Below are 23,083 nucleotides of genomic sequence, written 5' to 3' on the forward strand. Positions count from 1 at the left end.
ATAGGCAGTGAGCGAAGCCATTTATGATGAACCGTCCAAAGAAATTCCGATTCTGGTTACGGCGGATGTCGTCGTCTGTGGAGGCGGCCCCGCGGGGGTAGCGGCAGCAATCGCTTCGGCGCGCGGGGGAGCCCGCACGGTTCTGCTGGAAAATCAAGGCTGTCTCGGGGGCATTTGGACTTCCGGATTGCTCTCATGGATTATCGATGCCGGCAACAAGAAAGGCATCATGCAGGAAATTATGTCCCGTCTGGATCGCCGTAAAGCGAGAATTCCCAGCGTTTGGGAGGATTTTACTTACGATGCCGAAGAAATGAAGCTGCTGCTGGAGGAAATGTGCGTTGAAGCCGGCGTGACGGTTATGCTGCATACTCGCGTTGTTCATGCGGCTGTCGAGGGCGCGAGGCGGCTTTCGCTTGCAATTACCGAATCCAAATCGGGCAGGCAGGCGTGGGCCGCGAGCATTTTCATCGATGCTACCGGCGATGGCGATCTGGCAGCTCGCGCGGGCTGCCGCTTTGATCTGGGCAGGCCGCTCTCGGAGGAAACCCAGCCGATGAGCCTGATGGCATTGGTTGCGGGGCTTGATCCGGAAAAAGTGGCTGAATACACGATGAACGGCGTGAGCGAGTCGCCTAGGGAAAGACTGCTTGAACGGATGGAGAAGGCAGGGCATAGGCCATCTTATGCTTCTCCATCGTTATTTCATATTCGCGATCAATTGTTCGCGTTGATGGCCAATCACGAATATGGGGCTTCCGCGCTTCATGCGTCGCAGGTCACCAAGGCTACGATGCATGCAAGGAAGGAGCTTCATCGCCTTATCGACGGGCTTAGATCGCTCGGAGACGCTTGGGCGAATATTCGGATCGTCAACACGGCCAGTCATATCGGGGTACGCGAGGGCAGGCGGATTCATGGACGTTATACAGTGAATGAAAGGGATTTGCTTGCGGGGGCAACGCATGAAGATGCCATATGCCGCGTCCGTTACGGAATCGACATCCATTCGACCAATCCGGAGCAGGGCAATGGGTTCGGCGACGATGGTAAGAAAAGCTTGCCCTACGATATCCCCTTCCGCGCGTTAATTGCCGCCGACGTGGACGGCTTACTTATGGCCGGCCGCTGCATTAGCGGAGATTTTATCGCTCATTCGAGCTACAGGGTTACGGGCAACGCGGTTGCCATGGGACAAGCCGCCGGAGCGGCAGCGGCAATCGCCGCGATTACGAATGTATTGCCGCAGCACTTGAATGGGGCGGATATCACCAAAGCGCTGCAGCGATTGGAGGAAACGAATTGAAACCCAAGCTTTACATGGATCTATCGAACGATGGCGGGCAAATCGGTATTTGCTATGAAACTGATGCGGACAGCTTTGCGTTTCATTTCGGCTTCTGCATCAAGCTGGGGACAGGAACCGCCCTGACGGAACGGGATTTCACCAGGGGAAGCTACGAACGCCTTGGCGAGATCGACGAAGTGCAATCGTATGCAGTTCATTATGAGCATTCGCAAGTGGAGCTTGTACTTCGCCTGGATTTGGCGGAAGCACGCCAGTATGCGGAATGGTCGGTTCAGATCTTAAACCGCAGCGACAATCCGTTGGAGATCGAAAGCGTGGACATTGGCGACGGACTACTGACGCGATTCGGCAAACAGCCGTCGAACGCGCCATGGAAGGCGCTGAATATTGGCCTGCAATCTACGGACGAACACGTTGGAATCGAAACCTTGAAGCCCGATCGCCAGCATTATTTCGATTCCGTGACGATGCTTCACCATACCACGACCCAGAGGAACATTCTGATTGGCTGCTGCACATTCAAGCGCTACTTTCCCCACCTGCTGGTGCAGGCACGAGAAGACGATGCATGCTCCTTTATTATTTCCAATGTAATGGATCATTCGCTCCTGCTGCCCGGGGAATCGGTTGAAACCGAGAAAGCGATCCTGATGGTCGGAGGGCGGGACCATGACGGCATGTTCAGTCTGTATATGGACAGGGTGTGCCGGGATATGAAACCATCAAGCCGGTTTCGCAAGCCGCCTGTAGGGTGGCTGTCGTGGTATTACTATTACGGGACCGTGATGGAGCAAGACATCCTGGATAATGTGAGCGGTTTACAAGAGTATCCCGACATTCGTCCGGAATATATCGTCATTGATGCCGGATGGTTTCTGGAGTCGGGGTTCGGAGATTGGGAGGCGAACGATAAGTTCCCGCACGGGATGAAGGGGCTGGCGGATCAAATTACGGCGGCGGGCTACAAGCCGGGGCTGTGGTTCTCGCCGTTTCTGGCGGACGCGGGCTCGATGATGGTGAAGGCGCATCCGGACTGGCTGCTCAGGAAGAATGGCATCCCGGTCGCAGGCATGAATCCGACGGGAAGCGATGTGCTTGAGTTGCATGAGAAGAACAAAATCAAATTCGTGCTGGATTTAACGCATCCCGAAGTGCTGGCTTATCTGCATACCCTGTTTCATCGCGCGGTTCACGAATGGGGCTTCAAATATATCAAGCTGGATTTTCTGATCCGTTCGTTGTTTACGGATCAAGGCAACCATTCCAGCCTGACCCGCGATCAAGTATTCTTTCCGGGCACGACCACGGCTCAAGCTTATCGCAACGCAATGCGTATCATACGGGAAGCGGCAGGGGAGGATTGTTACATTCTCGGCTGCGCCGCCCCTCTCTTTGCCAGCATCGGGAATCTGATCGACGGCAACAGAATGACGCCCGACATTACGCGAAGGAACTATACACCCGACCAAATCAGGCCAACCGGCTGGGAACTGGTGAAGATGTGCTCCAGAACGATGGCGGCCCGATATTTCTTGCATGGCAGGGCGGGTTTCAACGATCCCGATGTGCTTGTCGTCCGGGGGCACGAACCGGAAGGGATCACTGATGAATATATGCCTACGCTCGACGAAGCCCGCGTCTGGGCAGGTGTTGTCGCGCTTTCCGGGGGCCTGCTGTTCTATAACGACAAGCTGGCGACGTTGGAAGAGGAGCGCAAGCCGCTGCTTAGTCAGCTGTTTCCCGTCGGTCCGGGCGCAGCCGTCCCGGTCGACTTTTTCCATACCGACGCCCCGGAAATTTGGAAGCTTCCGGTGCAACGAGGTGCGGATAGCTGGACGGTTCTGGGCTTGTTCAATTGGGGAGAGACGACCAAAAATATAGAAGTCGATTTAAGAGAATTGGGCTTTCACGAGGAGGAGGATATACATGGCATAGAACTGTGGTCGCAAGCTTACGTTACGGGCCGAGATCGGTTTACAGCGCACGATGTTCCGCCGCACGCGATGCGATTAATCTCTCTGCATACCAAGCTCGACCGGCCGCATGTTATCGGCACGGAGATGCATTTTACGCAAGGATGCGCCGAATTCGGTCATGTGGTCTGGGAGGATCGAACCTTGATGTTGGCATGGCATTCCGATTATACGCGGCGCGGGAAAATATCGATCTATGTTCCCCCTGCGTTTATGGAAGATGCGATCGAGAGCAACGCGAAGGAAACGAGGCTGTCAGGCCATGTGCTGACGATTGATCCGAAAGAGGACGACGGCAGGATGTTGTGGGTGAGATTCGATCAGAACAATCATTGATCCGTGAACGAACACAAAATGGGGGGAGATGATCATGATATTGCGCAGGAGAGTAAGTGTAAAAAAGTGGTTAGTCATCATAAGTGCCAGTTTTGCCTTGTGTTTGCTATTGAGTTGGCATACCATGAATTTCGTTAGCGCTTCGGGCGTCATTCAAGGAGAATGGCATTTGGACGAAGGAAGCGGAACGTCCGCAGCGGGTGCATCGGGCAATAACAATAATGGCACGTTAAACAACGGAGCGGGATGGACAGCCGGAAAGATCGGTAGCGCGGTCAGCTTAGATGGCGTTAACGATTATGTTAGCATTCCCGACAGCGGCACCTTAGATGGCATGAGCACGCTTACTGTCTCGGCGTGGATTAACCTCGATCAGCTGCCGACGAACAATTACGATGTAGTAGGCAAAAATGCGAATGGAAATTCCTATCGTCTGGCCGTAAGCTTAACGGGCAATAGTTCTTTTGTCGTGAAAACAACCAATAACGATTGGTATACTGCAGGCACTGCAGCCAATAGCTCGACCGCTTTGTCACCGGGCACCTGGCATCATCTGGTCGGCACATACGATGGAAGCTATGTCAGAATCTATGTTGACGGCGTTCTGCAAGGCACAGGTGCGCAAGCGATTTCAGGCAGCATTCATAATAGTGCAGCGTCGCTGAAGTTCGGTTATAGCAGCGGTGCGAATATCGACTATACGAAAGGTAAAGTGGATGAGATTCAGATCTATGACACCGCACTGGATGCCGCGGGGGTACGGTCTTTATACCAGTCCTATGTAACGGTATGGCAGCCCATTGAGCTTACCTTTGCTGCAAGCGCTTCCTATACAAACCCGTATAAAGATGTGGATTTAAGCGCTACCTTTACCGGCCCCAATCTGGAAAGCATGACGATACCCGGCTATTGGGATGGGGGAAACGTATGGAAGATCAGATTTTCGCCCACGTCTGCAGGCACATGGACATATACGACCTCAAGCACGAATAGCGACGATACGGGCTTGCACAATCAGTCGGGCACACTTCGGGCCGGCGCTTATACAGGCAATCTAGACATATATAAGAAAGGGTTTCTGAAAAAGAGCGGCAACAACCGATATTTAACCTATAATGACGGCTCTCCGTTTTTCTGGTTAGGCGATACTCACTGGTTCGGCTTGTCCCGGGAATCCTGGAGCAGCTCGAACGATTCCAGATGGAGCTCGCAATTCAAAGGCATGATAGATAAGCGGTCCGAAGACGGCTTTACCGTGTACCAGACGAGTCTATTCGTCGGTGAATTGGGCGATGCGGGAGGATACGGAACAAGCAACGAGGGCGGATATGTATGGGGATTCGAGGGGTATCCGATCGGCGCATCTACCGTGGATACGACAGGCTATTATAAAACGGCGAACAAGGCTTTCGACAGCAACGTGAATACGAAGTGGGCCGCCAAGGATAATACCTTCCCGCAGAAGCTGTATATCGACCTGAAGCAAAACACGACACTAAGCAAAGTGGACACTTATTTCGATTATTCGGATATCTGGAATTACAAGATTGAGGGTTCGACGGATGGCGTGAATTATACGGTGTTGGCAAACAATGTGTCGGGAAAATCTGGCCAGCAGGTGACGGACACGACGAATGCGACGGCGCGCTATGTCAGAATTACGATCACTGGCAATAGCTTGAACTCTGCGGCGGCGATCAAAGAATTTAAGGTATACGATTCGAGCAACAATCTTATGAACAACGATCACAAATGGGACTTGCCCAATGTCGCGTTCTGGCAGGATGTAGACCGCAGGCTGAAATATATTGCGGATAAGGGCATGGTAACGGCACTTGGCCTGGATTGGGGCAGGGAGCTGGAGCCTGTTCTGGAGAACGATTTCAAGCGAATGTCAAGGTATGTGGTTGCCAGATACGGCGCTTATGCCATGACATGGATCCACGCCGGGGAATATGCCTATGGCGACGATCAGACATGGGGGGATATAGCCGCATACACACGGTCGATCGATCCGTACCGGCAAATAGCGACGCTCCACAACACGGCCGACAATCCGAATCTGTTCAGGAACGAGACATGGTACGACATCGACTTCCTACAAGGCGCGCACGATGCGAGAAGGGAAATCTCCTTCTGGAAGGAGCGTTACGACCTGACACCGACCGTGCCTGTGCTGGAGTCGGAGATTGATTATGAATCGATACTAGGCATACCCGAATACTACACGAGGGAAGATGCGTACAGAAGCTTTATGGCGGGTAGCTTCGGCTTTACCTACGGGGCGGAAGGCATCTGGAATGACGTGAAGAATTGGAACGATTCGTTCCAGACATGGGGGAAATCTCCGCGGCCCTGGTACAGCGGTATAGACTTGCCTTCTGGAAGTCAGCTGAAGTACTACAAAGATTTTCTATTGGGGATCGATTGGCCGTCTTTAGCGCCAAGCACGACAGCGATCACCTGGGGGAGCGGAGCGCCTGCGTCAGGCATACGACAGCCGTACCAGAAGTCGAATGCCGCACGCACTTTGGTCGTGGCGTATTTGCCAAGCTGGGGCGGACAGTATACGGGGACGGTCAATAGCCTGCCAACCGGGAATACCTATACAGCCAAATGGTTCAATACGCAAAACGGCAAATACACGACGATTAGCAGCAATTTCAGTCCCAGCGGGAACGGCACTTGGAGCATCCCGGCTCAACCCGACGGCTCCTATGATTGGGCGTTATTACTGTATGCCACGACGAATCGGGTCAATCAACCGGTGGCGTCCGTTGCGGGAGGCACATTCGCTAGCGCCCAAAGCATAACGCTGTCCTCATCGACGTCGGGCTCAACGGTCTATTATACGACGGACGGCACTGCACCAACGGTTAACAGTACGCCGTATACCGGAGCGTTTACCATCAGCGCGAAGCGTACGCTGAAAGCTATTGCCGTGAAGAGCGGCATGACGCAAAGTATCGTAACGACGGAGTATTACAATTTCAGCAGCGGAACGGTAGCCATGCCTTCGGCTGATGTGGTAAGCGGTTCCTATGGCGGCTCGCAGGCCGTTACGCTGACATCGGCTACATCCGGCGCAAGCATCTACTATACGACGAACGGAACGCCGCCGTCGACGGCAAGCACGTTGTATATCGGCACAATTACAATTGATAAGACAAGTATGCTGCGGGCGATTGCGGTCAAGAGCGGGTATACGAACAGCGAAGCCATGGAGAAGCAATATCGCATTCGTTCGAAAGATCTTATTTCCAAATGGAAGGATGTCAAAGCATCGTCCAGGTTAAGCGGGAATGAGGAGGATTATGCGGTTGATGGCGATCTCCAAACCTGGTGGAGTCCAAACAGCTCGCAGAACGAGTGGATCGAGGTCGATCTTGGCAGGCATTACGATATCAGCTTGATCAACTTGAGGTTCAAATCCGCAGCACCCTATTTCTATCGGATCGATGTCAGCGGCGACCGTTCGACCTATACGACGGTTGTCGACAAATCCGCGACAAACACGCTCAGCAATGGAACGGCGCATGATTATCCTATAGCGGCAACCAAGGTAAGATATGTCAAGCTCACCATAATCGACATTTACGAGGCCAAGTCGGATGGGAAGTTTGCATTTCCCGAGATTAGCGTTTACGGCAATAACGTTAATCTATTGCAGGAATTGGCTTTTGGCAGCGAAACGAATTTGGTATATGGCAAGCCAATTAAAGCATCCTCTTATTTAAATAATAGCTACGGCGGGAGGAATGCAGGTGACAATAATACGGTTACGTCCTGGCAGGCGGCAACCGGCCAGTTTGCTGGTGAATGGATCGAAGTGAATTTCGAGGAAAATAAAACTTTTAACGTCGCGAAGCTTATGGAGTACGGCAACCGAACGAGCGGCTACAGAATCGAATATTGGAACGGCTCCGCTTGGCAGACAGCCTATACGGGCACGACGATCGGCACTGCGAACCAGTTTAAGACGGTAAGGTTTCCGGCGGTAACCGGCAGCAAGGCGCGGCTATATTTCACCTCGGGTACGTCGCAGCCGATCATTTACGAGTTCCAGCTATTCAGCAAGACCGATCAAACTTCCGCTTCCTCCCAGTTTAGCGAGAGCCACATTTCCTCGAACGCTTTCGATGGCAATCGCAGCTCGGCTTGGCAGGCAGCGGTCGGAAGCTATGCCGGTGAATGGATTGAGCGGGATCTCGGTGTGAATATAACATTTAATACCGCGCAATTATCGGAATACGCCAATCGCACAAGCGGCTATCGAATTGAATACTGGAATGGGTCGTCGTGGTTGACGGCATACACGGGCACGACGATCGGGGACATCAGTACGGTAAGCTTCCCCTCAGTGACGGGCAGTAAAGCAAGGCTGTATTTCACGGGCGGCAGCCAACAACCGGCGATCTACGAATTCGAAGTGTACAACAGAACCTATACGGCATCGTCCATTTATAATGGCGATAACACCTACGCTGCCAGCAAAGCATTTGACGACAATGCGGGTTCGGCCTGGCAGGCGGCAAGCGGACAATTCGCCAATCAATGGTTGGAAGTAGATATGGGCCGGGATACGATCTTCAGCCAGGTCCAGATTTCGGAGTGGGGCAACCGCACAACCGGCTATCGCATCGAATATTGGGATGGGGCTGGCTGGCAGACGGCATATACCGGAACAACCATTGGCAGCGGCAGCACGGTGGAGTTCGCTTCCGTTGTCGGCAGTAAAGCCAGAATCTATTTTACATCGGGCAGCCAGCAACCTAGCATCTATGAGTTTAAAGTGCTCGCTGAAAGCAGGGATCTCTCGCTGAACATCACCGCGTCGGCATCCTCCTTTAGCAACGTTAATCACACGGCCGCAAAAGCGGTTGACCGAAATACGGGAACGTATTGGTCTGCTTCGTCCGGCACATTCCCGCAGTGGTTAAAGCTGGATCTCGGACAATCCCGTTATATTACAAGCATGAAACAAACATTTAATAACAACACGACCTGGAAATTTAATATTGAGGTGTCCGATGACGACTTGAATTATGCGACATGGGTAGACAACACTTCAACTGGGGATGCTGGGACGAATTTCAATTACAATTTCGAAGTCAAGGCAAGGTACGTAAAATTAACCGTAACTCAAAGCTCATCGGGGGATTGGGTTACAAGCAACGAGTTTGTCGTTTCCGGCAGGTAATAAAATGGGATCGGGGGCATAAATGCAATATTTATGCTCCTTTTCCTTGAAGGGGCATTGCATGGTGTACCAGTTTCAAGTGGGCTTTCCGATTGCCGACGAATATGATGTCGTTGTTCTGGGCGGCGGAGCAGCGGGATGCACGGCGGCGATTCAAGTGGTGCGGGAAAGCGCTCGAACAGCCCTGATCGAGAAAAACGGCATTCTGGGGGGCACTGCGGTTGTCGCTTCCGTCGATTTTCCAGGACTTTTTCATACATCGGGTGGGAAATCATCGAAAAAACGGTAGCGCGAGGCGGGGCGAAGCTTCCCGATTTTTCGATTCCTTTGATGATAGATGGCGCCTATTTAGTAACTAGAAAGACGAGAGCCCCTAAGGTGCCATCTGGCTTCGTTTGTATTCTGTCGGGGTCGATCCGGTCCACTGCTTGAATAACTTGCTGAAATAATAAGGGTCCGGATATCCCACCTGCTCAGCGATATCCTTGAATAGCAGCCGGGGATGCTCACGGATCAGTCGCTTGGCCTCTTCTACGCGCAGCTCGATCAGGTAATCGGACGGAGACTTGTTCTTCTTGCTCTTGAACACGTAGCTCAGATAAGAAGGGTTCAGCTTGAATTTCTCGGAGAGATCGGTTAGGGAGAGAGGAGAAACGAAGTTTTTCTTCAAGTACGCCTCCAAGTCGGTGAGCCAGTCTGTTTCTTCCGATTGTTCGTTCTCATGGAACAGGTATCCGAATATACGCTTCGCATGCTCCGGCAATTCATCCGCATTCGCGGCACCCCACACGGCCTGCTCGATCTCTTCTTCCATGCTTCTGGCAGTTGTCGAACGGATGGGGGGTACAAGACTCGCTTCGAGCGTCTGAAGGATATGCTGCAACGTGCGAATTCCCGTTATTCTTGGCAAAGCTTCCACACCGGAGGCCGCTAGGAACGATTCGAGCTGCTTCATGAATTCCGTCTTCTTCTGCTTGCGCAGAAAAGAAAGCAAGTGGTTCAACGAATTCGCAGGCAATTCAATTTTCCTTGGTTCATGAACGGTGTCGTTCGGATTGAGGAGCACGAAGGAAGGTTGATGAGCGTAATTGTTGAAACTGGCGGCCTTGCGCGCTTTCAAGAGTAATCCCGGAACCTTTGTGATCCAGCCATCTATTGGCGCGAGCACGAAAGTTACGGAATCGATACCGGATAAGCGCATCCATATGTTCTCGAGCTCCCGATATCTCATATCAAGAAGCTCGTGCAAGCCGAGAAGGACGATGCATTCATTGGCTAAAGACGAAATAGGATATTGCCGCTCCCCTTCCTTGAGCCATACCGAAGAAGCAGACAGCAGCGGTTGTCCGGAGAGGTCGCGCTGCAGTTCGGGCGGTATCCACGCATACAGCAAGACATAGCCCGAATGATAGAAGTATTCACGGGCTAGAATCTCCGTCTTCGCTTCGTTCTCATAACCTTGCTGTTTCGGGAAAATCAATTGCTGAATAATTTCCGATTCGATCAGGGATTGATTCTGCATCAGCTTTATTTTGACGGAGGTAAGCAATTCCGCGATGGATTGTTCCGTCGGAGGCTTCAGTAAATAATCGGTGATGCCTTTGCGGATCGCCATTCTGGCATACTCGAAGTTCTGATAACCACTTAGAATGATGCAGACCATATCGGGATACTTCTCCCGAACCTTCTCAAGCAATGCGGGTCCGTCCATGATGGGCATACGCAGATCCGTGATCAGTACGTGCGGCTTAATGATGTCCAATTCAAGAAGAGCCGCTTCCCCGTTATGGTACTCTCCAACAACCTTGAAGTCCGGGTCCGTCCGGGCTATCTTTTCTTTTATGCTGCGGATGATCGGGGGTTCGTCTTCTACGATGATGATTCGGAACATGGGTATCGTCACTCCTCGATTCGTTGTATAAGAAGCTTGACTTCGGAACCTTCAATCAGATTGCGCAAGGTGAACCGGACCCGATCGCCCCAGTACATCCGGCATCTCGTCAGTGTATTCTCCATCCCAACGTTACCCAGCCCCCGCGACGTAATGCTCTGAAGCTCGAGCGCCTGTCCGGAATGAAGCAGATCGATAACACCTTGAATGCGGGCGAGCGCCGCTGGTTCAAAACCGATTCCGTTATCAATAATGGCTATACTCCATTGGTTCGATTGGTGGACATCCGCGGGTTCATGTTGAATAACGATCCGAAGCGTCCAAGGCGGCTCGACCTTCAGAAAGCCGTGCGAGAAGCTGTTTTCGAGCAGAGGCTGCAAGATCAGCTTCGGCACGGATTCGATTTCCAGTGTCGAATCGCATTTCGCCTCGTAATGGAATTGATGCTCGTACCGCAATTTCATGAGCTCAAGATAGGAGACCGCATGCGTCAACTCCTCTTGCATTTCAACTGGTTCTGCTAAGGAAATGGTGCTGTATCTCATCATTTTAGTAAGCTTGTAGCACATCTGGGCGACTTGCGGATCAGCCGATTCTTCCGCCCTTCTGCCGATTGATGATAATGTATTATAGAGAAAATGAGGATTCATCTGCGCGTACAACGCTTGCATCTGGGCGATATTTTGCCGCTGCTGCAAGTCGATGACTTGATTCATAGAGCTATGAAGGCCTAGAGTCATCTTGACGAAGGTTTCATACAGTTCGTTCACCTCATACGAATATTTGAAATCAACGGGTGACAATGCTGTCGGAACATTGTCCAACTCGACCTTGCGGACGAACCGTTGCAGCTTGAGAATGGGGGAAGTAATCGTTCTTGCGATCCAGTAGGAGAACAGCAATGCCAGCAGCTCTGCCGCGCCGATAATAATATAACTAAGCATGTGCAGTTGGCGGATCGGCTTGAGCAGGACGGCTTTCGGTTGAAGCAGCGCGATATTTAATCCGGTATACGAGGAATGAGTGAGATTGATAATGTTGGTTTCCCCCGTTTCCGAATGCACGATCTCCGTGCCGTTAGGATCCCCGTTCGATCGATCCGCATTAAACGGAGTACGGGGGAGTTTATAAGGGTAGAAGATCCTCCCCGCATCATCGTAGATGTAAATACGGGCGGCGGATTCCGGCGTAATGCCGGCCGTAATCGTCTGTTCCAGCAAGGTATACGGCTGTTGGATTTCAATTATGGTTCTGCTGTTCATGGACCTGGCAATCGAGAAGACAACCTCTCCCGTCGATTGCCATTCCGTTGGACGAGGCGGAATCAATTGTTTATCCCCGTTCTTCGACAATACCGGTTGGATCCAATCAGCATAGGAGAAACGGTCGCTAAGACGGGGATATGTATCCCAATTCAAGCCGTAATCAATATAATCGCCGTTTAGATTGAAGATGATAATCCGTTTGGCCGTTAAGGCCGGACCATTCAAGTTCTGTAGCAATGTCGTTAATTTCAGCAGCTTGACGAAGGTGGGATAGGAATCGTCGAAGTTCGGTTTCGGCGAATCGAAATGGTTGTTGATGTCCATGTCGTACATGATTTGCGCCGAGATCCGGTCGATATCCTTGTAGATCCGGTCGACGGATGAGCTGAATCGGAAGAGCATTTGCTGGGAGGCTTCCCTGTTGCGCTCCCAGATAACATTCGAGGTTTGCTGCAAGTAGAGATAGCTTAAGAGTCCGATAATAAGATTCATGCACAACGTGAAAGCAAGAAAAAGTTTAGTCCGGATACTAAGTCTCCGCAAGCACCAATCACCCCTCGAAGTCTATTATAGCACGGTTGAATTGAGGCGGATGCAATCTATGGATTTTACAAAAGACATCTGGTAATTTTCCATTTGCATTCGGGTGAAAGGGACGTATTGTTATTCGTGTAATCGCAATCATTCAACATACAATGGAGGGTAATGGAATGAGAAAAGCAAAGCGGATTTGGGTGGTTCTGCTGGCATTACTACTGATGGTTGTCATATCGGCATGCGGCGGGAACAACAACGAGCCACCGGCGGAATCGAGCGATTCGCAAGCCACGTCAGAATCCACTTCCGAGCCGGCACCGGAAACGGAGCAAGCTTCGGAGACGCCTAAGAACGATCCGGTTACGCTAACGGTCATGATGCACGCCGATTGGGCCAAAGGCGGACCCTGGGAAGAAATCATAAAGGGCTACGAAGAGAAAAGCGGCAATAAAGTGGATCTTCAGATCGTCTCGGACAACTTCGAGCAATTGGTATTGACGAAGATCGCGACGGAGGATGTTCCGGACGTATTGTTCTTCTTCAGCCAGAGCAGCATGATCAAGAAGCTGAATCCGGAGAAAAACCTGGTCGATCTGACTAATGAACCGTACATGTCGCGGGTGAATCCGACGATTACGAAGTATTACTTGAACGATGGCGGCAAAATTTACGGAATTCCGACAAGCGGAATGAACGTATCCGGCGTTCTCTACAATAAGAAAGTATTTGCCGATCTGGGGCTGGCGGTTCCGCAAACCTACGACGAGCTGCTGGCGATCAGCGAGCAAATCAAGGCGGCCGGCATTACGCCGTTCTATGAAGCGGGCAAAGACGGTTGGCCGTTGCAGGTGTTCTCCTTCAGCGGATTCGCCAACGTATTGGATAAACAGCCGGACCTGATGGAAAAGCTGAATTCCCATCAGATCACGCTGGACCAAATCCCGGAATTCATCGATATGCTGCAGAAGCAAGTGGATATCGTGAACAAAGGCTACGTGAACAAGAATATATTCTCGGGCACTTATGATCTTTCCCTTGACGAGCTCGCGACGGGTAAATCGGCCATGGTTGTGAATGCGGACTGGGCATTGCCGACGCTGTTGGCCAAGTACCCAGATGCACAAGTCGGAATGTTTCCGCAGCCATTCGAAGCGGGGAGCTTCGTCGGAATTTCCGATCCACAAGCCGCATATACGTTCAAAGCTTCGAAGAAAGTGGAGCAAGCCAAGCAATTGCTGACGTATTTAGCGGAACCGGAAACGTTGAAGAAGTACTACGATGCAGCCAAAACAATGCCGAGCTGGCTGGAAGTTGATGCGGAGTTAAACGAAGGTACGGCGGATCTGAAGCCGATCGTGGACGCGGGGAAAGCCGCGCCATTCTTCAATGGCTTAACGACGGTGCCGATCGGTGACTTTGCCAAAGAATTGCAGTCCTTGTATGGCGGTGACAAGACACCTGTCGAAGTCGCGAAGGCGTTGCAGAAGAATTTGGATACGGCTGCCAAGGCCGCGGGTCTGTCGGGTTGGTAAACGGAATTCGGACGTTTAATAGGCGCTTGCGAGGTTGCAATAGGCAATAGTAACAGCCTCATGTAGAGAAAGTATTTTACGGGCAGGAGGTAAGAGTAAATCATGCACATCAGGAAGATGTATCCTCTATGGCTTCTGCTGCCAGTGTTATTGATTTATGGATCGCTGTACATCTTTCCGACGCTTTCCGGGTTTTATTATTCCGTGACGGATTGGAACATTTACAAGGAAAGTATCCAGTTCGTAGGTATTCAGCAGTACAAGGATCTCTTTGCAGCCGGGGATTTGATGAATGCCATGAAACACACCGTTATATACGCGGTTATCGTTACGATCATGCAGAACGGGCTGGGCCTCGGCCTAGCCCTCGTTCTGACAAGCCGAATCGCCGGACGGAACTGGTTTCGGACGATTTTCTTCTTGCCTTGTGTCCTGAGCACATTGATCATCGGGTACGTCTTCTCTGCGATCTATCAGCCGGAGGGCATCCTTAACGAGTTTCTCAGGTTTCTAGGCTTGGACTTCATGACGACGGATTGGCTCGGCAACGCGGACGTTGCGTTATACTCCATCTCTGCGGCCAACATCTGGCAATATTCCGGATTTACGATGGCTATTTATATTGCCGGAATTCTCATGATTCCCAAAGAATTGACCGAAGCGTCAATCATCGACGGCAGCAGCTATTTCAAACGAGTCAGGCACGTGATTTTCCCATTGCTGGCCCCCTCCTTTACGATTAATGTGATCTTAAGCTTGATCGGCTCGCTCAAAGTGTTCGACACTGTATTCGCTTTAACCAGCGGCGGTCCGGGAGATGCGACGGAAGTCGTTAATACGTATATATTCGATCAGTTCTCGGACGGCATGTATGCCTACGGAACCGCGGCGAATGTTTGCTTGTTTATCGTTATAGCCGTTATCTCGTTCGCGGCCTTGTCCGTATTGCGCAAGCGGGAGGTGCAACTATGACAACCCGAACCATATTTCCGTATCTTAAGTTCGTGATCATGGGTTTGCTGAGCTTGCTGATCATTATCCCGCTTCTCTTCATCTTGCTAAGCTCAGTGAAAACGGCGCAAGAGGCGGCACTTATGACGTTAGCGCTTCCGAGCGAATGGAAATGGAGCAACTTCACAGTCGTATTCGAGCAAGGGAAAATGCTTCGCGGACTGACGAACAGCGCCATCGTAACGGGAGGTTCCGTGCTCCTGACGATCGCGATCGGAGTGCTTGCAGCGTTCATCCTCGCGCGGCGCTCGGGTAAATTCATGATCTTCGTATATCTCTTGTTCGTTGCCGGGCTCATTGCGCCTCCATCGATTATTCCGACGATTAAATTTCTGCAGATGATTCATTTGAACAATCAATTCGTCGGGGTCATCCTCCTGTACGCCGCTCTGCATTCGCCGTTCATTATTCTGATGATGACGGGCTTCGTCAAGTCGATACCGAAGGAGATCGACGAATCCGCCTTCGTGGACGGCTCCAGAGGACTGGGCTTATTCATCCGAATCATCTTCCCCTTGCTCCTGCCGTCGATTACGACGGCGACCGTGTTCGTGTTCCTGGGTGTCTGGAACGATTTCCAATGGCCGCTTTATTTGCTCGGCAATTCGGAGAAATGGACGATTCCGATGTCCGTCTATATGTTTAAGTCGAAATTCGGCACCGATTGGAACTATGTCTTCGCCGATCTGATTATTGCGATGCTGCCTGTTCTGCTCGTCTATTCGGTTGCCCAGAAGTTCATTATCGAAGAGATGACGGCGGGAGCAATCAAAGGGTAAAGGGATACGATATTTAAGACCAGAATAGAATGGTCTGCCGGTCGGTTGCCCGCCTTCCCCTAGGGGGGCTAGTCGGGTACCGGCCTTTAGCCCGTTTCCGGATTCAGGGTCAGGTGCCGAAGCATGAAATCCCGGTAGGCTTTCGCCAATTCATCCTCGCCGCCTGCCACCCAGGCGGCCTGCAGCCATACCGTACGGTAAGGCTTCGACGGATGGCATCTGGGGCGACTTGCCGGCTGTCTCGGAAGAAGGCCGAAGCTTCTTCGGCTACGTGTTATCCCTTTATAAGCAAGTCAGAGACGACATAACGGAGAGTTATCCGGTGCGCGAAGGTGAAACGGGGAGCGCGCTGGAAGTTCACGAGAAGCTGTCGTCCCGCAGCGGTAATGGGGCAGTCGCCTTATTTTCATCCACGGCAGGCACTTACCGCTATGTCACCAAGAGTAAACCGGATCAACGGTTGTGGCATACCGATAGCGTTGCCGCGACCTTCGACCGTGAGGGTCATGCGGTTATCGAGGTTTCGTTCCGTGAACCCAGTGCCTGGGTCATTCTGTTTGGTGTAGACGTTTGATCGATAAAATTTACAAATCCCGATCTGGGGATTTTCCATTTTCTTTCAAGGAAGATGGACGTATCTTTGAATAGCGTAAGCGCTTTCGTGATGAAGCTTCTGGACCGCCGGGAATCGCGAGCCCGATCCGTGCCGGGAATCCAATGAAGGAGGAATCGTAATGATCAGAAAGCTTTGCAGCTGGACATTGTCATTCGTTCTGGTATTTAGCGTGTCCGTGATCGTATTGCCGGGGCTGGGCGCTTTTGCAGCGGGGAATGCTTTCGAGGATTCGTTCTCAGGGGGTAGCGGGAGCTGGAAGCCGCTATCGGGCAGTTGGTCGGCGGCTAATGGTGAATACGTCCAGAGCGCGACGGCGAACTCAACGTACTGGACCGCGATCAAGGACAAGCGTTGGGGCGACGCCACTTATGAATTCGATATGAAGTTGCTGAACAACGGCGGCAGCAATCTGAGCTGGGCGGGTTTTCAATTCAAGAAGATGCTTCAGGATGACGGACCGTTCGACAGCGGTTTCATGCTTTACGTCAGGGCGAACGGGACCATCGAGCTGTATAAGGTGAACAAGGTTCTTGATTCTGCGGCTACGGGGCTTAGCTTCACGACGTCCCGCCATGTGAAAATCGTGAATAACGCTCACAATATCAAGGTGTACGTAAATAACGAGGCGACTCCGCGAATCGACTACACGGATAAGACATTCGCCAGCGGGTATTCGGGTCTGGCCGCCAGCACGAGCAGCTGGAGCTTTGATAACGTCTCCGTGAAGGGCGGCGACCTGCCTTACACGATCCATGTCGGGAATGAGAACTTGTTGTATACAGATGCCCAGATGCCCAGATGCCCATTACGATGGATGCCTCCTTCGCCACGATGAAGGAAAACGACAATACGCTGCATTACTACCACGGCCCTTTTTTGCAGCATTTCAAGGGACCGGCAGATAACCCGCTTCAGACGTATGTGACGCCAGGCGGAAACCTGATCGACGAGAACGGGCACGACGCGGCTTGGGCCACATACCATATCTGGATCATGAATTTCTATGAGATCGGACCGGGCGAGCTGATCGGGTTCACGCATAACGAGAGCTGGCCGGCGTCCCAACCGACAGGGCTTCCTTACTTCAGTCTTGGCGTAGCGTATTCCAACAATAACGGCGCCACCTGGGAATATTGCGGGGAAATATTAAAGCCGAAGAACGTAAGGTTAAACGTGGGAGGCGTTCCCTACGTGATTTCGGGCAATGACTTCTACCTGTATTACAACGATGGCATATATGGCGAGAATGACGGCATGGGTTATCCGCGGCATGTCTCGGTAGCGAAGGCCAACATCCAAGATGTCATTACCGCGGCAAGAAACCACCAGAATGCGACATGGACCAAATATGTGAACGGCAGCTGGAGCGGCAACGCGATGACGGGACTCGGAAGCGCGATTATCGATAATACTTATATCAAGGAAGATACCCATTCCGACGCCGTCTATAATACGGCGATCAACAAGTATCTGATGACAATTCAGACGCACGATTCCAGCAGATTGAACTTATACTCTTCTTCGGATGGAGTGACTTGGAGCATGGAGGCTAACGTGGACGCGATGTCTCCGGGATCGGTCATGCAGCCATACTCCACCTTTGCCGATTATGTCGGCGGGACGAGTGACGGAAGAGAGGTGGATGGCGAATTCTCTATCATCTATCCACGGAAGAACTGGAACAACTACAATGAAGATAACTTGTTCCAAAGACAGGTTACGATCACGACGAACCAGGCGGACAAATACTCCGCATCCGGCGGATTCAGCCAGACGCAAGGAACGAACCAATGGTCTTACGAGCAATGGAATGGTACGGTCTATAGCAATATGACTTGGGATTCGGGCAACGTCAGATGGAACGGCGCGCAGAGCAACGTTCTCGTCGGAGGCGGATGGCAGCATCCCGACACGAACGATTCCGTGCGGACGTGGACTGCTCCGAAAGCTGGCGTAGTCAATGTTGCGGGTATCGCGAAGAAAGGGGACAATTCCGGCGGCGGGGATGGCGTTAACGTCAAGATACTGAAGAATGGCTCGCAGATTTGGCCAGTGAGCGGATGGCAAGCGATTGGCAGCAACGACTTCAACGGCTACGCGCACAATCTAACGGTTAGTGTTGTCCAGAACGACAAGCTGCGCTTTATCGTAAACAAGGGTGGATCGTTCAGCTTCGATACGACGTTCTGGGATCCGACTATTGCGTACGACACGTATTCCGCCTCAAGCGGTTACAGCACGACGACGCAAGGCGCGAACCAGTGGCACTACAAGCAATGGAACGGCACTACTTACAGCGATATGACATGGGATGCCGCCAACAGCCGTTGGAAAGGCGCGCAAACTTACGTGCTGATCGGCAACAACTGGCAGCACCCGGATACGAACGATTCGGCAAGAGCCTGGATGGCACCGAAAGCGGGTAAGATCCGGATTACGGGCATCGCCAAGAAGGAGGCTGGCAGCTCAAACGGCGACGGCGTCAACCTTAGAATCATGAAGAATGGAACGCAGGTATGGCCAAGCAGCGGCTGGAAATCACTTGCCTACAACGATTTCACCGGAATCTCCCATGATATCGCGATAACCGTCGCGGCGGATGATTATATTTATTTCGTCGTGAACAAGAAAAGCAATATTACCGCGGACGGAACAGTATGGGATCCGTTAATTCGTTATACCGGTCTGTAAATGAGTTAGCCGATTTGCCTGATTTGCAGAAAAAAGCCGTCCCCAGCTGATTAGCGTTAAGAGGGACGGCTTTTTTTGCACTTTCCGATCAATCACTCTGAAGCCGATATTATACTTGCGGTTGTGCGATTAGTGTTCTGTGAAAATAAAGTATTTTCTTAGTGCTTAGGTTAAGATAAGTCCCCTGTTTAAGCACTACATGCTACCCGCGTACGTTCTTTAATAGGTGATTGGAAATGGAATATAATGAGGAGGACGTAGCCAAAGCGAAGGCGCGGGAGCGTTCTTTTTATTGAACTACCGGGCAGTTTACGTTAATTACGAGTGGATTTTCGAGTATTATGCAGGTTGCTAATATACACGATTGACATCTGAATTCTAACTGGCTAAAATAACAATAATTAGGAAATGATATAACTGAAATCAATGAATGAACAAAATATGCTACATTTCGTTCAGAGAGGGATGTTTTGGTGTGAAATCCTACGAAACTTAGTATGTTGCCGGTTCAGGAGTGCGGTTAATGCCCGCCGGTTTGACTCGTTATAGTCAATTGAGCTGATTGTATCGCTAAATGCGAAGACAATAACTTGGGTGGTACCGCGATTAATTCGTCCCAATCTTGGGGCGTTTTTTTGTTGTCTAAAATAGAGTGAAAGGAGAAGTATCAATGAAACTGTATACATCTGAAGAGATTAGAGTGAAGTATATTCAGTTTTTTCAAGAAAAAGGTCATGCCGTCATTTCTAGCGCTTCCGTTATACCCGATAACGATCCCACCGTATTGTTTACGACAGCGGGCATGCACCCGCTGGTGCCCTATTTACTTGGAGAGAAGCATCCATCTGGAACGAGGTTAACCAATGTTCAGAAGTGTATACGTACTGTGGATATAGATGAAGTCGGTGATGATACCCATTGCACCTTTTTTGAGATGATGGGCAACTGGTCACTTGGCGATTATTTCAAACATGAATCCATATCGTGGAGTTGGGAGTTCGTCACTTCGCCGAACTGGCTCGATATACCCAAGCATAAAATTGCGGTTACTGTATTCGAAGGAGATGATGATGCTCCCCGTGATCAGGAGTCGTACGAGATATGGTGTGCATTAGGTCAATGTGAGGAAGAGATCTTCTTCTTGCCTAAAGCCGATAATTGGTGGGGGCCAGCAGGTCAAACAGGTCCTTGCGGTCCCGATACGGAAATCTTCATTATCTCGGATAAAGAACGTTGCGGTCCTACATGTTCGCCAGCATGTGGATGTGGGCGCTATGTTGAATTCTGGAATAATGTATTTATGAAATATAACAAAACGGCGGAGGGAAAGTTTGAACCGCTTGATCAAAAAAACGTCGATACGGGAATGGGCTTAGAGAGAGTGCTAGTCGCTTTGAATGGAGGAACAGTCTATGATAGCGACCTGTTTACTACGATATTCTCACGAATTGCAGAACTGTCGGAGACGGCATACGAAAATCAACCCAAAGCGTATCGAGTTGTTGCGGATCATACCCGCACGGCAGTATTTATCCTTGGTGATAATCACGGCATTACTCCGTCTAATGTCGACCAAGGCTATGTGCTGCGAAGATTGATTCGCCGAGCTGTTAGATTCGCAATGCAATTGAGTATTCAAGAAGGCGGTCTAGCGGATATCGCTAGCGCTGTGATTGACAAATACGAGCTAATATACCCAGAGCTGCAAAGCAATCGCGATAAAATTATTAGGGAACTCCAAGCGGAAGAAGCTCGTTTTCAAAAAACGCTCGCGCAGGGACTTCGTGAATTCGATAAGCTTTCGATTTCATTAGTAAATGGTCAAATAGACGGTGCAGCTGCATTCAAACTTTATGATACGTATGGGTTTCCCATCGAATTGACCATGGAACTGGCAACAGAGCGTTCCATCGCCATCGATCTGGAAGGATATCTAGAGAAATTTCAGAAGCATAGAGAGTTATCTCAAGCCGGAGCAGCCCAAAAGTTTAAAGGCGGTTTAGCAGATAATTCTGCACAGACGGCAAATCTGCATACGGCAACTCATCTTCTGCATGCTGCACTACGAAAGGTTCTCGGAGATGAGGTGGCGCAAAAGGGCAGCAATATAACGGCTGAGAGACTGCGCTTTGATTTTTCGTTCCATCGTAAAATGACTGAAGAAGAGCTCGTGGCAACCGAGCGGCTGGTCAATGAAGCGATTGGCGAAGGCGTCGGGATTACGTTCGAAGAGATGACGCTTGAAGATGCACGTAGAACAGGGGCTATTGGTCTATTCGAGAGCAAGTATGGCCAGATGGTAAAAGTATATACGATGGGCAAATTCTCCAAAGAGATATGCGGCGGTCCTCACGCGGTGAATACGGCTGACCTTGGTACTTTTAAAATTGTTAAGGAAGAGAGCTCGTCTTCTAGCGTAAGGAGGATAAAGGCAGTACTTGAAAGCACTGATGCTTTACGCTAACGGGAAACGATAGCACCACGACAACCGGCTGCCGAGATCATCGGCAGCCGGTTCAGCTAACTGGCAGATTAGCGTAATTGCCATTCAAAATAATATGTCCATACAGTATCAAAGAAGGAGTGTTTTTTAGTTCTATACACACGAACATTTGTTTGATATTATTTTAGTGAAATTTGGGAGGTGAAGTATTTTGGACAGTTCCAATATTGTGATTGACCATCTACTAATTAAATACAAGGCAGATCAGAAGTGGACCCGCAAGGTGATTGAGCAGTTAACCGAGGAAGACCTCGTCTGGTCACCTACGCCAGAGAGTAACAGTATCGCGAATTTGATATCGCACATTTCAGGGGCAGCGCGTTATTGGTTTGATTCTGCATATTTCGGTGCTCCATTAAACGAGTATACGAATATCGAATTTGATCGCGGTTTACAGATGACGAAAGAGCAGGCAATGGAAATTTCGAAAAAAACCTATGACAGCATCATTGGGGTTCTTGAAATGATGAAAGCAAACCCTGAAAGACTGCTGGAACAGCCATATTTGGATTATCCGTCGTTCGACTCTGCCGCCTTAAACAATAAATCAACCGTGCTAGAAATGCTTCTGCATCAGTTCAGACATTTGCCAAGCCACACGGGGCAAATCATATACATCGCAAAAATGAGGAAGGGGAATTTGGTGTGGGATTGAAATTTAATTCAACATATTTAACCATTCCCGTCAGTAGCTTTAACAATTCTGTGGATTGGTATGGAGAACATTTCGGCTTTAAGGTAACAACAGTGGACCCGAATTACATAGAATTACATAATGAATCAGGCATAAAGGTCCTATTCCAACAAAATGAACATAACCTCAATTCTCATTTCATATATCCGAATGGCGCGGTTCAATCGTCGTATGGGTTTATGGTGGACGATGCTGAATTTGCGTATCGGTATTGCATTGAAAAAGGGATTAAGGTTGGAGAGTTTTTTGATTATCAAGGCAAATCATTTTCATTCTACGACCTGGATGGAAATTTCATTGAAGTTTGGAGCTTACCAGAAGGTAAGGATTGTTGATATTAACGGGACACGATAGCATTCCTGTAGAGCATTAAATTTCCGCTTTGCAAAAAAACGAGCGCCTCGGTACGAAGGGAGTACGCAACGGGATTGGCATTTTGCAAATACAGGTTAACGACTTGAAAGGCCAATGATAGTGCCAAGTCATATGTCGTAGTTCTCCTATAGTTTTCTTACCTTGATTACAAAAGTTACAGGAAGCATCTTTGCTTTTTTTTGCAAAATCGCTGTTAGCCCGCGATTGCATAATTTCATCATCAGATTCTTCAATCATTTGCTCAATTATAAATCCCGCCTTTGGCCACGCAATCACATAGGTTGATAGTTTACGGTCCGTAACAATTTAAAATAGTGTCAGGTGACAAGAATATCTATACAAAGCCGAATCAGGACAAGAACTTCTATACA

15 protein-coding genes and 1 pseudogene are annotated in these 23,083 nt (G+C 50.2%); 13 read left to right on the forward strand and 3 right to left on the reverse strand.

The genetic code is table 11. The features are described 5' to 3' along the window. The first annotated feature begins 7 nt into the window (after positions 1–7). The 4 genes from IEY46_RS09860 (at position 8) to IEY46_RS09875 (ending at position 9,107) form a co-directional block, all read left to right on the forward strand. The gene (locus IEY46_RS09860; RefSeq protein WP_188991437.1) at positions 8–1,306 is read left to right on the forward strand and encodes an FAD-dependent oxidoreductase; all 1,299 of its coding nucleotides are present in this window, start codon (positions 8–10) and stop codon (positions 1,304–1,306) included. Then, on the forward strand, positions 1,303–3,618 hold the full coding sequence (locus IEY46_RS09865) for an alpha-galactosidase (RefSeq protein ID WP_188991439.1): 2,316 nt from the start codon (positions 1,303–1,305) through the stop codon (positions 3,616–3,618). The genes IEY46_RS09860 and IEY46_RS09865 overlap by 4 nt, the downstream gene beginning before the upstream one ends. 124 nt (positions 3,619–3,742) lie before the next feature. Continuing rightward, the gene (locus tag IEY46_RS09870; protein ID WP_188991441.1) at positions 3,743–8,818 is read left to right on the forward strand and encodes a discoidin domain-containing protein; all 5,076 of its coding nucleotides are present in this window, start codon (positions 3,743–3,745) and stop codon (positions 8,816–8,818) included. Between the two features lie 61 nt (positions 8,819–8,879). Further along, a complete protein-coding gene (locus tag IEY46_RS09875) occupies positions 8,880–9,107 on the forward strand; it encodes an FAD-dependent oxidoreductase (RefSeq protein WP_188991443.1) in 228 nt (75 codons plus the stop codon). 84 nt (positions 9,108–9,191) lie between these two features. Here IEY46_RS09875 and IEY46_RS09880 read toward each other — a convergent pair whose 3' ends face one another. Then, complete coding sequence (locus IEY46_RS09880) at positions 9,192–10,709, reverse strand: response regulator transcription factor (RefSeq protein ID WP_188991445.1); 1,518 nt, start codon at positions 10,707–10,709, stop codon at positions 9,192–9,194. Between the two features lie 8 nt (positions 10,710–10,717). Next, positions 10,718–12,517, reverse strand: a complete 1,800-nt coding sequence (locus IEY46_RS09885) for a sensor histidine kinase (RefSeq protein ID WP_229750179.1) — start codon at positions 12,515–12,517, stop codon at positions 10,718–10,720. Positions 12,518–12,684: 167 nt separating this feature from the next. On the opposite strand from IEY46_RS09885, the gene IEY46_RS09890 reads away from it, so the two are divergent. From IEY46_RS09890 to IEY46_RS09930, 9 genes are all read left to right on the forward strand, one after another. Next, complete coding sequence (locus tag IEY46_RS09890; RefSeq protein ID WP_188991449.1) at positions 12,685–14,043, forward strand: ABC transporter substrate-binding protein; 1,359 nt, start codon at positions 12,685–12,687, stop codon at positions 14,041–14,043. Between the two features lie 102 nt (positions 14,044–14,145). Continuing rightward, entirely contained in the window at positions 14,146–15,015 is an 870-nt protein-coding gene (locus IEY46_RS09895; RefSeq protein WP_188991451.1) for a carbohydrate ABC transporter permease, read from the forward strand. Next, positions 15,012–15,833 carry a carbohydrate ABC transporter permease gene (locus tag IEY46_RS09900; RefSeq protein WP_188991453.1) on the forward strand — a complete coding sequence of 274 codons (822 nt, stop codon included), beginning with the start codon at positions 15,012–15,014 and terminating at the stop codon, positions 15,831–15,833. The genes IEY46_RS09895 and IEY46_RS09900 overlap by 4 nt, the downstream gene beginning before the upstream one ends. Before the next feature lie 322 nt (positions 15,834–16,155). Further along, complete coding sequence (locus IEY46_RS09905) at positions 16,156–16,407, forward strand: hypothetical protein (RefSeq protein WP_229750180.1); 252 nt, start codon at positions 16,156–16,158, stop codon at positions 16,405–16,407. A gap of 160 nt (positions 16,408–16,567) precedes the next feature. Next, on the forward strand, positions 16,568–17,284 hold the full coding sequence (locus tag IEY46_RS09910) for a 3-keto-alpha-glucoside-1,2-lyase-like domain-containing protein (RefSeq protein ID WP_188991457.1): 717 nt from the start codon (positions 16,568–16,570) through the stop codon (positions 17,282–17,284). Beyond that, the gene (locus tag IEY46_RS09915; protein ID WP_188991459.1) at positions 17,248–19,140 is read left to right on the forward strand and encodes a hypothetical protein; all 1,893 of its coding nucleotides are present in this window, start codon (positions 17,248–17,250) and stop codon (positions 19,138–19,140) included. The genes IEY46_RS09910 and IEY46_RS09915 overlap by 37 nt, the downstream gene beginning before the upstream one ends. Before the next feature lie 670 nt (positions 19,141–19,810). Further along, entirely contained in the window at positions 19,811–21,604 is a 1,794-nt protein-coding gene (locus IEY46_RS09920; RefSeq protein WP_188991461.1) for an alanine--tRNA ligase, read from the forward strand. 190 nt (positions 21,605–21,794) lie between these two features. Beyond that, the gene (locus IEY46_RS09925) at positions 21,795–22,298 is read left to right on the forward strand and encodes a DinB family protein (protein WP_188991463.1); all 504 of its coding nucleotides are present in this window, start codon (positions 21,795–21,797) and stop codon (positions 22,296–22,298) included. Further along, positions 22,289–22,672 carry a VOC family protein gene (locus IEY46_RS09930; protein WP_188991465.1) on the forward strand — a complete coding sequence of 128 codons (384 nt, stop codon included), beginning with the start codon at positions 22,289–22,291 and terminating at the stop codon, positions 22,670–22,672. Before IEY46_RS09925 ends, IEY46_RS09930 begins: the two co-directional genes overlap by 10 nt. A gap of 165 nt (positions 22,673–22,837) precedes the next feature. Here the strand turns inward: IEY46_RS09930 and IEY46_RS36320 are convergent. Further along, positions 22,838–23,015 (reverse strand): annotated as a pseudogene (locus IEY46_RS36320) (class I SAM-dependent methyltransferase); the annotation flags it as partial. Positions 23,016–23,083 lie beyond the last annotated feature (68 nt).

The organism is Paenibacillus nasutitermitis (assembly GCF_014641075.1).
Classification (GTDB): Bacteria; Bacillota; Bacilli; order Paenibacillales; family Paenibacillaceae; genus Paenibacillus_Z; species Paenibacillus_Z nasutitermitis.